Source organism: Streptomyces sp. ISL-98 (genome assembly GCF_018614055.1).
GTDB classification, from domain to species: Bacteria; Actinomycetota; Actinomycetes; order Streptomycetales; family Streptomycetaceae; genus Streptomyces; species Streptomyces spiramyceticus.
This window is the reverse complement of the sequence record NZ_JAGGPB010000038.1, coordinates 1-15,410: the sequence shown is the minus strand read 5'-3', so window position 1 is coordinate 15,410 and position 15,410 is coordinate 1. Positions and strand designations below refer to the sequence as shown.

12 protein-coding genes and 2 pseudogenes are annotated in these 15,410 nt (G+C 69.0%); 13 read left to right on the top strand and 1 reads right to left on the bottom strand.

Annotated elements, in window-relative coordinates:
• Nucleotides 1–25 precede the first annotated feature (25 nt).
• The 8 genes from J7I98_RS25535 (at nt 26) to J7I98_RS25500 (ending at nt 9,863) form a co-directional block, all read left to right on the top strand.
• The gene (locus J7I98_RS25535) at nt 26–874 is read left to right on the top strand and encodes a hypothetical protein (protein WP_251021170.1); all 849 of its coding nucleotides are present in this window, start codon (nt 26–28) and stop codon (nt 872–874) included.
• Nucleotides 871–1,596, top strand: a complete 726-nt coding sequence (locus J7I98_RS25530) for a DUF317 domain-containing protein (RefSeq protein WP_214926217.1) — start codon at nt 871–873, stop codon at nt 1,594–1,596. Before J7I98_RS25535 ends, J7I98_RS25530 begins: the two co-directional genes overlap by 4 nt.
• On the top strand, nt 1,547–2,434 hold the full coding sequence (locus J7I98_RS25525) for a hypothetical protein (protein ID WP_251021169.1): 888 nt from the start codon (nt 1,547–1,549) through the stop codon (nt 2,432–2,434). The genes J7I98_RS25530 and J7I98_RS25525 overlap by 50 nt, the downstream gene beginning before the upstream one ends.
• A 682-nt stretch (nt 2,435–3,116) precedes the next feature.
• A complete protein-coding gene (locus J7I98_RS42635; RefSeq protein ID WP_214926214.1) occupies nt 3,117–3,416 on the top strand; it encodes a tryptophan synthase subunit alpha in 300 nt (99 codons plus the stop codon).
• A 78-nt stretch (nt 3,417–3,494) separates the two neighbouring features.
• Nucleotides 3,495–4,952, top strand: coding sequence for a recombinase XerD (locus J7I98_RS25515; protein ID WP_214926206.1), 1,458 nt, complete (start codon nt 3,495–3,497; stop codon nt 4,950–4,952).
• Nucleotides 4,952–6,910, top strand: a complete 1,959-nt coding sequence (locus J7I98_RS25510) for a hypothetical protein (protein ID WP_214926202.1) — start codon at nt 4,952–4,954, stop codon at nt 6,908–6,910. Before J7I98_RS25515 ends, J7I98_RS25510 begins: the two co-directional genes overlap by 1 nt.
• Nucleotides 6,907–9,435, top strand: a complete 2,529-nt coding sequence (locus tag J7I98_RS25505; protein ID WP_214926199.1) for a hypothetical protein — start codon at nt 6,907–6,909, stop codon at nt 9,433–9,435. Before J7I98_RS25510 ends, J7I98_RS25505 begins: the two co-directional genes overlap by 4 nt.
• The gene (locus J7I98_RS25500; RefSeq protein WP_214926196.1) at nt 9,435–9,863 is read left to right on the top strand and encodes a hypothetical protein; all 429 of its coding nucleotides are present in this window, start codon (nt 9,435–9,437) and stop codon (nt 9,861–9,863) included. The genes J7I98_RS25505 and J7I98_RS25500 overlap by 1 nt, the downstream gene beginning before the upstream one ends.
• Nucleotides 9,864–9,899: 36 nt before the next feature.
• On the opposite strand, the gene J7I98_RS42955 is transcribed toward J7I98_RS25500, so the two are convergent.
• On the bottom strand, nt 9,900–10,262 hold the full coding sequence (locus J7I98_RS42955) for a restriction endonuclease (protein WP_251021183.1): 363 nt from the start codon (nt 10,260–10,262) through the stop codon (nt 9,900–9,902).
• Between the two features lie 6 nt (nt 10,263–10,268).
• Here J7I98_RS42955 and J7I98_RS42950 point away from each other — a divergent pair.
• The 5 genes and pseudogenes from J7I98_RS42950 (at nt 10,269) to J7I98_RS25475 (ending at nt 15,144) form a co-directional block, all read left to right on the top strand.
• Nucleotides 10,269–10,684 (top strand): annotated as a pseudogene (locus J7I98_RS42950) (DUF6192 family protein).
• 2 nt (nt 10,685–10,686) lie between these two features.
• Complete coding sequence (locus tag J7I98_RS25490) at nt 10,687–11,100, top strand: RacP protein (RefSeq protein ID WP_214926193.1); 414 nt, start codon at nt 10,687–10,689, stop codon at nt 11,098–11,100.
• Between the two features lie 97 nt (nt 11,101–11,197).
• Nucleotides 11,198–11,386 (top strand): annotated as a pseudogene (locus J7I98_RS25485) (transposase); the annotation flags it as partial.
• Nucleotides 11,387–11,504: 118 nt separating this feature from the next.
• Nucleotides 11,505–11,981 carry a hypothetical protein gene (locus J7I98_RS25480; RefSeq protein WP_214926189.1) on the top strand — a complete coding sequence of 159 codons (477 nt, stop codon included), beginning with the start codon at nt 11,505–11,507 and terminating at the stop codon, nt 11,979–11,981.
• Nucleotides 11,982–12,123: 142 nt separating this feature from the next.
• Entirely contained in the window at nt 12,124–15,144 is a 3,021-nt protein-coding gene (locus tag J7I98_RS25475) for a Tn3 family transposase (protein WP_214926185.1), read from the top strand.
• Nucleotides 15,145–15,410 lie beyond the last annotated feature (266 nt).

The window sequence follows — 15,410 nt, the reverse complement described above, 5'->3', positions numbered from 1 at the left end:
CGATCCTCCGGAGCCACACCACCCCATGCCCTCGCTCAACCTGGCAGAACAGGCACAACAACTCCGTAATCTGGCACGCGAGTTCGAGGCCCTGCACGCACGCGTCCGGGACCTCTCCTACACCCCCGGCACCGACGCGCTACGCCAGATCAGCCCGCTCCTGCTCAAGGCCCAGGACCTGACGGCCACCACCCTCGTACGCCTGGGCGCGCTCGACGGCAGCGCGTACGCCGACATCGCCGGCAGCCGCGCCAGCCTGGAGTGCCTGTCCTCAATCGTGGTCGCTTCCTCCCTGGCCGGCAACGACCTCGCCAGCGCGCTGTACGCCAACCCGTACGAAGGCGCGCCGTTCCCCGGCTACCCGGCAGACGACGAGGCGGTGCGCACCGCTCGCCACGCCGAGGCCATACCGCGTATGACCGGTCACCTCGCCGATGCCGCCCACCAGCTCGACCTGAGCGCGATCGGGTGCCACTACGTCACCACCGGCATCACCCGCGACCTCGCCACCGCACAAGATCAAGCGACGCCCGTGCAGCGGACGACCGGCCCCGCACTCACCGATGCCCAATACGACGCCCTCAAGGCCCTCAGCCTCGGTGAAGGGAAGCTGTACGAGAGTTCGCAGCGAGGGCTGGGCGTGACCCGCGTCGCCACCCACGACGGCACCCGCGTCTCCATCGCCACCTTCCGTGCCCTGGCCAAACGCGGACTCGTCGCTGCGGACACCAGCACCTCTCTGTTCCACGGACAGAAGATCACCGTCACCGAACAAGGACAGCAGGCCCTGGCCAAACCACGCCCCGCAGCCGCTCCGGCAACCACTGCGGTAGCCGCCGCCAAGCCTCCCGCGGTGCAGCGAGCGCGCCGGTGACGCACTTCGCGCCCGAGGACCGCGTGCTCGTCTCCCCCCGGCACCTCGCCGGAGCCGGCCTCGACCGGCTCACCGACGCGCTCGGCCCCCTGATCCACCTCTTCAGCTGGCCCTCACAGCGCGACGCCGCGACCGGACACATCGCCATCGACAGCCCCGACGGCAGCCTCTTCCTCACCTTCAGCCCCAGCCACCCAGCCGGCAGATGGTGGACCATCGCCCACCACGAGCCCTACTGGGAAGTGCAGTTCAGCCGGCAAACCCCAATCGAGGCCATCGCAGCCGTCACCCAGGCCCTGCCCCAGCTGCTCGGCGACCGCCGCCACGCCGACCGGATCCCGCTCACGACCAGCACCCTCGCCCAGATCGCCGACATGAACCACTGGCAAGCAGGCGACGGCACCTTCACCACACCCGACGGCCACTGCCTCCTGCAGCACACCCCCGGCGACGAGACCCCGTGGCGATTCCAGCACCACGTGTACGACGGATTCGACACCCACTGGCACGCCACCTTCACGCAGGACACCCCCGAGCAACTCGTCGCCCAGTTCTTCACCCACCTCGCGACGACCACACCGGTGGAGCGCGCCTTCCGCGACATCCCCTACCTCGTGCAGCACCTGGACGACGCGCTCATCACGCCCGTCCGCAGAGCCGCCGTGAACCCGCATGTCCACCACGCCGGAGCCCAGCTCGCCCATGCCGTACGCCGCCGCTGACACCGCCGCCGAACGAAACCATCCGCCCCAGATGACCACCCCCACCGCGCCAGCCGAGCACCTCCTGCTACTCGCCGCCGACTTCACCCGACACAACGACGCCCTTACCCGGCTCCGGCTGAACGGCTCCAGCCCTGCCACCGCCCTCACCCACCAGACCGCCTCCACCCAGCACCTGGCCAATTCGGCGCTGCACATCGTGGACACCCTCAATGCCCAGCCGATGTACCACAGCCCCGCGATCCGCACCGTGTACGCACGGGTACGGCAGCTCGCCCACCCGGCCACGGACGCAGCCGACCACCTCCTGGACGCCGTGGACATCCTCGACGACACCCGCGCCGGAATCCCCGTCCAGGACGAGGGCCCGCTCTTGACCTACCAGCAAGCCCTGGGAGAAGCCGGTAGCCGCCTCACCCTCGTACGGGACCTGACCGCACTCGGCGCCCAGGATGCACTGACCACCGCCGAACTGCTCGTCACCGAACGGCGCCGCCGGGGCGTCAGTCCCCTGCATCAGCCGCCTGCGCTCTCTCCCGCTCAGGACGCCGCACTGCGCGCCGTCGCGCGGGGCGAGGTGACGATCACCGACGACAAGCCGTACGTCCGCCGCGACGACATTCGCGTCACGATCAGCACCATCCGCTCCCTTGAGTCCCGCGGCCTCGTGGCCCGCGAACACTGCCCACTCTGGCTCCACGACGAGCGGGTCCACCTCACCGCCGACGGGTGCCATGGCCTGGCCCCCACCTTCGGCCGGCCTCGACCGCCCGCGCTCACTCCAGCCCGCCCGGCGAGCCGCCCGGCCGCGACCACCGCACACGCCGCGACCCGTTGACCAGATCTCCTTGGAGCCACCACGTCTTCCGATACCCCGACAGCGCACGACGTCGCCCGCGCCCTCGCCGACCAGATCCACCCCGACGCCGCGCCCCGCGACGTGATCGTCAGTTTCCGCGTCCGGCCCCAGGCGGCAGCCGAATTCGGCCACCGCTCCCGAGGCGGACCAGTCACAGTCTTCGCCCAAGCACTGCACGCCCACCTCTTCGGCCTCCCCGCGGACGCCGGCCCGCTGCCTACCGCCCTCGATGCGCTCCTGCAGGCCACACACGCCGCGACCAGCCCAGAGCAGAGGACCGCGATCCTGCGACAGCTCGCCGACCAGCTCCGCAACGCCACCGAGATCATCCAGGGCTACCAGTACCGAGCCCAATGGGACCGGCTCCCCGACGACGTCGCTGAACAGCTCCGTCACGCCCACGACCAGGCCCAGCAGGTCGCCGAGACCCTCGACCGCGTCGCTCCCGCCCTCAGCAGCCGGCCCACCACGGACACCGCGCCCGGCCAGCAACCGCAACACACCCACGGCCGGAGCGCCGCTACCCCCGCAACCACCCGACTCCACCGGCCGGACGCCGCCGCTGACCTCCGGCGACCGCACCTCCGCCGGGAAAGGCACCACCCTGGCCACCGCCGACCCCCTCCACACCCTCCTCACCCAACCCGGCTGCTCGCTCGGCGTGTTCGTCCCCGCCGGCCTGCATACGGCAACCGAAGCACGCCGTCACCTCGACGCACTTGCCCGCGCGGGGTGCGGCCTGTTCGAGGTCGGGCTGGCACACCACACAGCCTTCCTCGACGGCCCCGTCATCCAGACCGCGTACCGCCGCGCCCTGCAGAACCGAAACGTCATCGACCGCACCCTCCGCGCGGTCGAGCATGCCGCCAGCCTGCGGCCGACGGTCGTCATGACCTACTGGGAGCCCGTCAACCGCCACGGCCCCGATTATGCAAAGGAAGTTCAGATGTCTCAGGTGTGATCCCCGGGTGACATGAGCCCCCAGGTGTGGCTGTTAGGTTCCACGCTTCTGGATGTCTCATGATCATGGTGGTGCGGGGTGGACTACTTCTTTGTGTCACGCAGCAAGGTGCGTCGCTTCTACGAGGCGCCGCCTGGCGTGGATCTTGATGCTTTCGCGTATGTGTCGCGGAAGGGTGCGTTGAAGGAGGGCACTCCGTTCTTCTTCGACTCGCAGATGCGCCCGGCGGAGCCGTTGGTTTCGTTCTTTCTTGAGATGGCCAAGACGCTGAAGGCGAAGTCGTTGCAGGACTACACGTACGACGCCCTCGACTTGACCGACTTTCTGGAGAACGAGCTCGACCCGCCGGTCGATCTGTTGTTGGTGATCGAGGAGGACCTCCTGGCGTATCGGGAGGACTGCACAGGGCATCGCGAGTCGCCGGATGCGCCGGCGACCTGGAAGCGGCGCCGGGCCATGATCAATGGCTTCTACGGGTGGGCCGACGACGAGAAGCTGATCGACAAGCGTCCCTACTTCCGTCGTCGTAACGGTCGCGACGTGCTGTCCTGGGGTGCCACGACGCAGCTGGACGTGCGGCATCTGACCTGGCGGCAGTGGAACTTCCTCAAGCAGGTCGGACTGCGTGGCTATCTGCCCGACGGGCGAGTCGATCGCACGTTCCGCGGGCGCTCGCCGCTGCGCGATAGCGCAGCACCCGAACTGTCGATCACGACGGGCATGCGGCTGCAGGAGTTCAACTGCCTGTTGGATATCGAGGTGGGGCCGCCGCGACGGGACGCCTCTCCTGCGGAGGTTCAGCTTCAGGCGATCGCGAAATACGGTCTGCCTCGCGGGGTGGTGATCCAGGATCCGACGCTGCGGGAGCTGGACATGTACCGGCGTACCGAGCGTGCGGCGCAGGTGCGGGCGGCGGCGAAGGCTCTGTGGAGGCGCCGCGAGGAGCTGTTCATCGTCGATGACATCGACCTGCGGCGGATGAAGGTGAGTGGGATGCTCGATGGTCGGCGCCGCACTTTCCGGGTCGAGAGCATGAACGCGGACAAGCGCCGTCGTGCGGTCTTCGAGGGCGACCACGGGCTGGAGCCGATGGCGATGTTTGTCGGCCGCGGCGGACGGATGCCGACTCGGCAGCGCTGGGAGCAGATATTCGGCGCCGCGCATCTGCGCGCCGTGCGGCTGAGCGAGGAGGACAAGGTCGACATTGTCATGCCGCGCGAGGTCCGGATCCACGACACGCGGCACACCTTCGCGGTGTACATGCTGCGGCTGCTGACCAAGCTGATCCTCCAGGAGGAAGCCGAGGAGTATCTCGCCGGCCGGCACACCGGCTACCTGACGGACCACATCTCGCGGAACCCCCTGCTAATGCTGCAGGACCTATTGGGGCATCGCCGTCCACAATCGACTTTGCGTTACCTCCGGTACATGCGGGACACCAACGTGCTGGTGGCGAAGGCGATTGCCGAGTGGAACAACAAGAACGCCACCTACGCCGATTACGCGGCCGCGATCGCCGAACAGAGGGTCGCCTGATGCCCCGCCGCGGCGAGCGCAAGCAGCGCGTACGCAGCAGCGCCCCGAAGCCGCTGCCCACCCGGGACCTGGAGTACGTCGGAATCCGGACCGTGACCTGGACGCGCGGGGGCGGCAAGTCGAGCCACTTCGTGGACCCGGCGAAATACCAGTGCAGCACTCTGGCGGCCCAGCTGGCCGACGAGTGGATCACCTACACCCGTTCCATGGCTCTGTCCGACGGGGGCGCGGGCCTCGCCCAGGCGGTGCGGTCCTTCGCGAAGTTCGTCGACAAGCATCTGCCCCCGTTCGGTGTGGACCCGGCGGATGCCCGCCTGGACGGGCACAAGGTTGATCTGGTCGAGGTCATCCACTCGTGGGAGGAAGACCTGCGTCAGCACCATGGGCTCCGCTCGAACTCCCCGTACGCGAAGACAAATTCCCTGTTGACGTTGATCGAGCAGCGCGCACTGAAGGACACGAGCATGCCGGAGGCGCTGCGGGTGCGTGCGCAGGCCCCGCCCGCCTATCCGACGTACCAGGGCGAGCCGCTGGACGAGTTCTCGAACGCGGAGCGGATCGCTCTGCGTGACGCGGCGCGGGACGCGGTCCGGGCGCTGGAGGCCCGCCTGGCTCGGGGCCGGGACATGCTGGAGCACGGGGTCGATCCCCGAGAAGGCGGGTGGCACGAGCCGGCGAACCTGCTGTGGGCGGCGACGCACCCCTGGCTGCTGACCGTGGAGATCCTCAAGCCGCAATTCCGGCAGAACGTGCTGAGCTGGCCGGAGCCAGTGAAGGCCCTGCTCCCGACCGCGCCGGACGGCACTCTCCTCAAGCGCGGATTTCGCTATCTCGTCGCAGAGTTGGGCCGCCTTCTGTTTCCGACCGAAGTGGATCTGCTGGCCTTTCGGGTGCTGCTGATGCTGGGCATGAGCGACACGAGCCCGGAGGAACTCCACTTTCTCCAGCTGCCCGACATCGGGTTGACCGATGGCGGTGTTCGCCTGGTTCAGCGCAAAATGCGTGCCCACCGTGTCCGTGCCGACCTGCACCCGGATCCGGAGCCAGAAGAGGAGGCGCCGGAGTTCGCCGGGGACGGTGCCTGGGACGTTCCGGGCCTGCTCCGGCGTCTGCTGGCCGCCACCGAACTGTCCCGGACGGTCTTCCCCGACGCCGACCCGTGGCTGTTCCTCGCGGTGGAACGACGGCGCCGGGGTGTCCTGGACGCCGAGTTCGCCGACTTCACCGACCGCGAGCGGCGCTTCGGCGGCTGGATAGCCGAGCAGCGCGATGCTGCCGGGAAGGCGCTGAAGATCTCCGAGCCGTATGAGATCAGGCGGCTGCGCAAGACCACGAAGGTCGTTCGCGCAGTCGCGCTCGGCGGCACCGTGAGCGACCTGGCGGGCGATGACCACCACGTGGAGGTCTACCGCCTGCACTACGCGCACGGCACGACCGCGCACATTCTGGCCGGCCGGTCGATCAACCGAGCTCAGAAGTGGGTCTTCGACCGCATGACCACACCCTCGCGGCCGGTGCTCGTCACAGCCGAGGCCGAGCAGCACCTGGAGGAGCCCGAGGTCGCCGAGGACCTCGGCCTGGATGCCGAGCAGGCCCAAGCCCTACGGACGGGAGAGCTGGACATGGGGCTGGTCAACTGCCGTAACCCCTGGGCCTCGCCACACCGCAACGACGCCAAGGTCTGCCATGTCGCACCCGCGATGAGCATGTTGTGCCGCAACGCCGTCGTGTTCACCTCCCAGATCCCGCGGCTTCTGCTGCTGTCCGATCACATCGAGCACATGCGCGCCAGCCTCACCCCGCGCCACTGGCAGGCGCTGTGGGGGCGGCAGGCAGCGGCCCTGGCGGAGGTCTTCGAGGAGTGCGCCGACCTCCTCCCCGCGGCCCGCCGCGAGATCGCCGAGCTCGGCCTGCGCCTCGACCTCCCCCTGGGGATGAGGACGGAGTTCGACCGATGATGGCCCGTCCCGCACCCCAGGCGCTGGCATCGTCGGCCTTCCGCGACGACGAGAAGGTCTTCAGCTACGGCGGCTACCAACTCCTCGACGACATCGTGGTGCCGCGGTTCGGCGAGAGCCACCGGTGGCCGGCCGACTGCATCGGCCGCCCCGCCAGCAGGAAGCCGGGCGAGTGGCGCTTCGTCTTCCCGCTGGACGACCCGCTGATCAACCTGCAACTGCGTGAGTACTGCTTCGCCCTCCTCAACCCCTCCCACCCCGTCCTGCGGCAATCCCTGATCTTCCTGTCCGTCGTCCCGCTATCCGTGGCCACCATCCGCCCCTCGATGATGGAAATCAGAAAGATCATGGACTGGGGCCGCGAACAGGGACTGCCAGACGATCTTGGGCTGTGGGACCCGGAGGACTGGCACGAGGAGATAGCCCACAAGGCGTCCCAGGTCGAAGGCGTGAAAACCGTCGCGTTCCATGTAACGGCCATCCGCCGTCTGCGCCAACTCGCCCCGGTCCTCACCGGAATCAGCGCCTTCGACGACCCCTGGGGCGACGAGCCTGCCTCGACCGTTGCAGCCAAGGCGTACGACGAGGAGGCACCCAGCCGCGACACTCTCGCCACTCCCGCGATCCCGCCCGAGACTTGGTGGCCGCTGCTGCGCGGCGCCTGGACGTACATACACACCTTCGCCCCGGACATCTTCCGCTGGCGCGACCACTTCGCCCAGCAGCGGGAAGTCCCCGCCGACCAGCCGCGCTCCACCAAGGCCCGGCCGGTGCGCCCTGAGGAAACGGATGCCCTGCTGGAGAAGTGGCTCAGGACGCCGGGCAACGCGGTGCCTGTCCATGAGGTGGACTACAACAACGTCACGGCCGGCACCCCGATGTGGACCGCGCTGAGCAAGATGGTCACCGACGGCAGAACCATGAACATCTTCGCCGACAACCAGAGCGACCGGCCCCGCACGCGGCGGGCCACCGTTCTGGCCGCGCTCAACGCGGGGCGCGTCATGACCGTCACGGCGGGCGTGGGCCGCGGCAAGGGCCCCGCCGGGCCGCGCTACATCGCACCGGGCACCAGTGTGGGCGTCACCCAAGAGAAGCTGGACGACGACGTACGACGGTGGCTCGCTGACCCGGGCACCGTGGTGCCGGTGTACGCGACCGACGAGCACGGAAAGGCCGGGGAGCCGATCTGGGGGATGGCCGCCCGCATGATCTGGGGGCCCACCCCGCCGGACGTCAACCGGCACCGGAACTTGAAGCGGTTTGACCGGCGCAACCGGTCAGGGGCGGCACGAGCCCGCCTGATCTCGCAGGCCGTGGCCGACGGGCGAGGGATTCCCGTCGATTCGGACCTGTGGGCCGGCTGGCGCGCCTACCCTGTTCAGCGCCCGGACGCCGCGCACATCCTGCGGGCGGACGGGACGTCAGCGCCGTGGCGTACGCAGATCAGCGCCATCGAGGTCGCCTTCGAACTGCACATGCTCAGAGCCGCGATCTACGTGTTCGTCGCGGCCTTGACCCTGATGCGGGACTCGGAGGTTCAAGAGATCCAACGCGACGCCGTACGGACGTACTTCGGCTCCCCGGCCGTCCGTTCCCGCAAGACCAAGCTGGACCCCACGCGCCCGGAACTGTACTGGTGGATCATCGAACCGGTCGCCGAGGCACTCGCGGTCCTCGAGCAGCTGTCCTGGCATCCCACCCACCTGTTCGCAGCCCTGCGCCCGCCCACCGGCAAGCAGACCCACACGGAGCCCGGGATCTCTTCCGACGCCGAGATCGACTTCTTCATCAACGGCATCAACACCATCGCCCACCGGCACGGCCTGGCCAAGATCCCGCCCTCGCACGTCCGCTCGCACATGTTCCGCAAGACCATGTCACAGCTCGCCGGACGCGAACCGGACTCCGAGGTCGCGCTCGGCCTGCAGCTCAAGCACGCCGCACGCCGGGCACTGGCCAACCGCACCACCCAGGCGTACGCACAGATGGACGCGAGCTGGGCCAAGGAATTCGACACCGAACTGCAGCAGGCCGCCGCCCGCAAGCTCGTGGACCTGCTCCGCGGGCGCCGTCAGGGCGAACGCGTCGCGGTCGGCCCCGGCGCCGCCCGCCTCCACGCCGGCCTCGACAAGGTCATCGACACCATCAACAACAACCCCCAGCTCCGGGCGCAGATCGCCGACGCGCGGGTCGAAGAGGCCCTGCTCGCCGACGAGTTCCATAACCTGCACCTGGGCACCATCAACCACTGCATGTTCGACGCCCCGCAGGCCGAGTGCCAAGACGAGCTCCCCGAAGACCAGCGCGGACTGGCCCCACTGCTCGGCGCCTGCCAGCCGTCCCGCTGCCGCAACTCGACCATCACCCGCGCCCACGCCCCGTACTGGGTCTCCGAGGAGGACGACCTGACCGTCCGGTCCAAGGACCCGCGGCTGTCACCGCCGAGGCGAGAGGCGGTCTTCGTCCGACTTGCCGACGTCCAGCGCATCACCCGCGCACTCGAAGAGGAAGGCCGCGCCTGATGCCGGTATCCGCAGCGTCCGCCGACAAGCTGAGGGCGGCCATGGCCCGGCTGCTGGCCGGCGAGCCCGTGCACACCGACGGCGCCCTCACCAAGGAGAATCTCGCCCGCGAGGCCCAGGTGAGCCACGCGACCGTGCACCGCGCCGAAGACATCCTCGCCGAGTGGGACGCGCAGGTCGCCCGCCCCATCCTGCGTACGCCCGGTGAGGTTCAGCGCGACGAGACCATCGCCGACCTCAGGAAGAAGCTGCGGGAGGCGAGGGCGCAGTCCGCCGAGACCCAAGGCAAGCTCGACGCTCTCGCCACGGTGACGGCGAACCTCTACGCCGAGAACCTCACCCTGAAGAAGAGGCTTGGCCGCAAGGGCATCGCGGTACTGCCCACGCTGGAGGGGGAGCAGCCCCACCCGCCACGCCGAGAGGCATGAGTGCCGGCCCGGTAGCGGGGTGGGGGCGAGCTGGGCTCACTGGGTCGTGCTGGGGATGCCCAGGACGTCGTACAGGTGTTGGCCGTGGGCCCATCTCTTCAGTTCGGGGCGGCCCATGAGGATGAGGTCGTGGTGCGTGGCGAAGTCGATGGCAGGCTGGGTGAAGCCGTTGAGGCCGATCATGATGGGGACGTCGGCTCCGTGGTGGAGGCGTGCCGTCCCGTTGAATTTCTGCACGTGCCCTGAGCCGACCGGGTTCTGATACTGCTTACATTGCAAGATCACGAGCCGGCCGTCGGGGTCACGCGCGGTGACGTCCACGCCGACACCGAGGTCTCCGGCGCCTCCCAACCGCCGTGTGTTGCGGAAGCCACGCAGCACAAGACGGAAGTCGTCCATGACCTCATCGAGGACGACCAGGTCGCGGCGCAGGTCGCCTCGGACGTGCTGCGCCGGCCGGAGGTCGCGGCCAGGGTGGTCGCCGATGCCACCGCCCGGCACGCGGTGAACCGGGCGCAGACCGACCGTTCCCAGCAGCAGGCGGACGCCTTCCGCAGGGAGACACCGGTGGGTCGGGCGGTGAGGAAGATTGAGCGGACCGAGGAGTTCCTGGACCTGGTCGGCGCCTGCCACCGGTTCGTTTCCGCCTCCGGGAAGACGGTTCCCCAGCTGCGCGACCGGCACCTGAGCGGCGACGAGCGGGCCGTACTGGCGCAGAACGTCGCCCGCTGCCGGCCGTCCTGGACTGGATCGAAACCGCCGCGGAAACCGGCGAGGTCGACATGGACGAGGAACTCGCCCGCATCCTGCGGGGCGAGTAACCGTGGCCAAGCGCTCCCCGGCAGCGGAGCGCCACGCCGACCTGATCCGCACCGCCCTGTTCGAGGTCGCGCCCGCCGGCATGGTCCTGGGCCAGCTGATGGGTGCGTGCGAACTCAGCCGCTGGCAGACCAGACGGGGACTGGCCACGCTGCGCGACCTGTGCGCCGAACGCGGCTGGCCACCCGTCATCTGGGGGCGTGACCTGGGCTACCACTTCTGCGCGAGCGAGGCCGAGCTGGAGGAATGGGAGCGGGCCTGGCTCAGCGAGAAGCTCACTCAGTTCCGCCGGATGATCACGGGCACGATCGGCCCGCACCTGGTCCTGTTCCCCAAAAGCACATGGGCCGGCTACCTCAGCGATCAGATGAAGGCGATCGAGTCGAACCTCGCGATGGCCGCCCGGCCACCACGCTGACGTCGTCGCGGCCAAGACGCTCACCGCAGAATCAGGAGACCGGGGTCCGGTCCACGCGTCCGCAACGCTCTCCACCCGGGCCGGGCCCCACCACCTGATGCGCGAACCCCGCTACCCCTCCGATATCACCGATGCCGAATGGCGCCTGATCGAGCCGCTGTTGCCGGTTCCGGCATGCCAGAAACCGACCGGCGGACACCCCGAGGCCCATCCCCGGCGGGAGATCATCGACGGCATCCGCTATCTGGTCGACAACGGCATCAAGTGGAGGTCCATGCCCGCCGACTTGGGGTCGAGGTAGTTCTCGCCGAAAAGACAACGCTAAGCCGTGCGGCAGCCTCTGATCTGGGCTGATCTTCGGGAATCGGCGTGGTGACCATGGGTGGGTCGGTAGCGTCGCGGCCATGCTGAGTGACGACGAGTCGCCGTTGAACGACCTGAGTGACGAGCAGGTCCAGAAGCTCCTGGGCGAGATCGGCCCGAAGGTGAAGGAGCTGGTGGAGGGGGTCACCCTCGCGATCGACTACTACAAGGAGGGCGGCTACGACCGCGAGACGTGGAACCGGATCTGCGACGGGCTCGCGCACGAGGCGATGAACTTAATGATGGCGCTGTCCGCTCCTGCGCATCCGTATCTGGCCCGGGACTGCGAGCGGGCGGTACGGGAGGCCGCGGGCATCGCGCCGCGCGAGGGCGGGATGCGCGAGGCGCTTCAGCAGCAGGTCGCCAAGGGGCTGCTGATGTACGTGCTCACGGTCGGCCGGCAGACGATGGTCGAGCCCGAGGAGTGGCCGGATGAGCTACCGGCCGGGGTGCTTGGCGCGGTGCGGGGCGCGAAGCAGATCAAGGCCGACCCGACCATGGCGAACCTCCGGGATTAGAGACCCGCGCTTCTCAGGGGCGTGGCAGAGCAGCCCAACCCCCGTACTGCCGAGGCAAGTTCGGGGGTTTTCGTCTGCCTGCATCGGCCGACCGGGTACGGGTGGTGCCCGTCGGTGTTGATCGAGTGGGGTGGAGGGGCCGATGGCCACGCGGGTGTTCTCGGATGAGGAGTTGGAAAGCTTACGGTCCTTCCCGGCGATCGGTAAGGACGAGCTGATCCGCTATTTCACCCTCACCCCGGCCGACGAGGCGTTCCTGCGGAAGTTCCGCCGCGCTCAGAACGTGCTCGGCGCCGCCGTGCAGCTGTCCACTCTGCCCTGGCTTGGCTTCGTCCCCGACGACGTGCCCGCCGGGCCGCCCGCGGCGGTCGGCCGTCTGGCCCGCCAGCTGGGGCTTGCCGTGGCTGATCTGGGGGGCTACGGCGAGCGGGAGCAGACCCGTACCGGCCATCTGCGGGAGATCGCAGAGTATCTGGGGTGGAAGCAGGCGAAGGCCATCGAGTACAAGGAGCTGGACGAGTTCTTGCTGGCCCGCGCCATGGAGCACGATTCACCGAGCTTGTTGTTCCGCCTGGGCTGCGAGTACCTGCGCTCGGCGAAGGTGATCCGGCCCGGTGTGGTCTTGCTGCTGGAGAAGGTCGCCACCGCCCGTACCACCGCCGAAGCGGAGACCCACGCCCGTGTGGCCCACCTGTTGACCGGCGAGCTCGCCGGCTCTCTGGACGGGCTGCTGGTCTTCGATGCGAAGCTGCGTTCCTCGCGGCTGCATTGGTTGGGTACCGGGCCGGTGCAGGCGTCGCCCAACAGCGTGGGCGGCGAGGTGGAGAAGCTGTTGTTCCTGCGCGGCCTTCAGGCGCACACCCTGGATCTGTCCGCGCTGCCCGCCGAGCGGCGCCGTTTCCTGGCCCAGGTCGGGCGGCGTCTGACCGCGCAGGCGCTGGTGCGGCGCGAGCCGAACCGGCGCTACCCGATCCTGCTCACGCTGGTGGCCCAGTCCGCAGTCGATGTCCTGGACTGCGTCGTGCAGCTTTTCGACCAGACGCTGTCGGGCTCGGAGTCCCGGGCCCGGATCAAGCTGCGCGACGAGCTCGCCGAGCGGGCCAAGCTCTCCGAGGACCGGCTCGCGCTGCTGGACGAGATCCTGCCCGTGCTGGCCGATGCCGGGATCCAGGACGAGGCGGTGGGCACGCTGCTGCGGGGGAAGATCGGCATGTCCCGGCTGATCGCCGCCAACGCCGGGGCCACGATGCGGCTCCCGCGCGACCACGGGCATCTGCGGCTGCTGGAAGGTTCCTACACCTACATCCGCCAGTTCGCCCCGAAGGTGCTGGAGGCGGTGCGGTTCAAGGGCGGCACCGAGGCACAGCCGCTGGTCGTGGCGCTGGAGATCCTGCGGGAGCTGAACGCCACCGGTGCCCGCAACGTCCCGGACAAGGCGCCGACACTGTTCGTCCCGGCCCGCTGGCAGGGCTACCTCGATGAGGCGGCGGCGAAGGGGGACGCGAGGGCCTACCGGCACTACTGGGAGCTGTGCGTGCTGCTCGCGCTGCGCGACGGGCTGCGCTCGGGGGACGTCTTCGTGCCCGGCTCGCGCCGGTACGACAACCCGGCCGCCTACCTGTTCAAGCCCGCCCAGTGGGAGGGGCACCGGGCGGAGTTCTGCCGTCTGGTCGGCAAGAGCCCCGACGCCTCCGAGGCGTTGCCGCTGGTGATGGAGGAACTGGATGAGGCCCTCACCGACCTGGAGGACACCCTCACGAGCGGGGACGGGCCGGTCCGTCTCAACGACGCGGGCGAACTGGTGATCTCGCCGCTCACCGCGGAGGACATCCCCAGCGAGGCCGAGGAGCTGCACGGCGAGCTGGAGCGGATGCTGCCGAACGTGCCGATCGCCTCGCTGCTGGTGGAGATGGACCGGCACACCGGCTTCCTGGACTGCTTCACCCACGCCGGCGGCAAGCAGGCCCGCTCGCCGCAGCTGAAACGGAATCTGATCGCCTGCCTGATCGGGCTGTCCACGAATATGGGGCTGCACGGTATGGCCTCCTCCTGCGGCATTCCCTACGACGTGCTGGCGTGGACCGCGGAGTGGTACATCCGCGAGGACACGCTGCGCGAGGCGAACATCTGCCTGGTCAACTACCACCACAAGCTGCCCATGACCGCGATGTTCGGCTCGGGAACCCTGTCGTCCTCGGACGGTCAGCGGTTTCCCACCCGGGGCAAGTCGATCACCGCGCGCCATTTGAACAAGTACTTCGTCAACGAGGGGATCTCCACCTACACGCACGTCTCCGACCAGCACTCCACGTTCGGCACGAAGGTCATCGTGGCCACGCACCGCGAAGCGCACTACGTGCTGGACGAGATCCTTGGCAACGCCACCGACCTGCCGATCACCGAGCACGCCACCGACACGCACGGGGTGACCCTGGTCAACTTCGCCCTGTTCGACCTGGTGGGCAAGCAGCTCTCACCGCGCATCCGCGACCTCGGCAAGATCACCCTGCACCGGATGGGCGCGAAGACCGACTACGAAGAGAAGTTCCCCACCGCGGGGCCGCTGCTGACGAAGAAGGCCAACCTCGACCTGGTCGCCGACCACTGGGACGACCTGCTGCGGCTCGCCGGATCGCTCAAGTACGGGCACGCCACCGCCTCCCTGATCGTCGGCAAGCTCTCCGCGTCCTCCCGGCAGAACGCCCTGGCGGCCGCGCTCAGGGAGTACGGGGCGATCCGGAGAACGATCTACGCCGCGAAATATCTGTCTGATCCGGTGTACCGCCGCAAGATCGCCCGGCAGCTGAACAAGGGCGAGTCCCTCCACGCCCTGCGTCGCCAGCTCCACTACGCCCGCGAGGGCAAAGTCACCCGGCGCCAGCCCGACCAGCAGAACGCGCAGGCGTGGTGTCTGACCATCGTGACGAACGCGGTCGTGTGCTGGCACACGGTGTACTTGGGCCTGGCCGTGGACGAGCTGCGTGGCGCCGGCCGTGAGGTGGACGCCGAGGTCCTGGCGCACATCTCCCCGGCCCGCAGCTCGGCGGTCAACTACTACGGCTCCATCACCGTCGACTACGAACGCGAACTCGCCCAGCTCGACGACCAGGGTCACCGGCCCCTGCGGACCGTGGCCGTGGACGAGCCCGGAGCCGGGCTGTAGCAGCGACCGGCCCCCGCGGGGTCAGCCGACGGGCACGAGCGCGGTGTCGTACTGCTCGACGGCCCAGGCCAGCGCGTGGCAGGAGTACAGGAACCAGTAGTCGTACTCCTGCCCGCATCCCGTCACTGGAGGTCGACTGGGCCGCCCGGCAGTGGTCGGTCTTCTCGCCCTCTGCCCAGGAGTTCGCGGACACGGTCACCCGGCATGTCGCCGGGGACTGGCCCTTCCAGGGCGCACAGCATCTCGTAGGCCGCCTGGACGAAGGG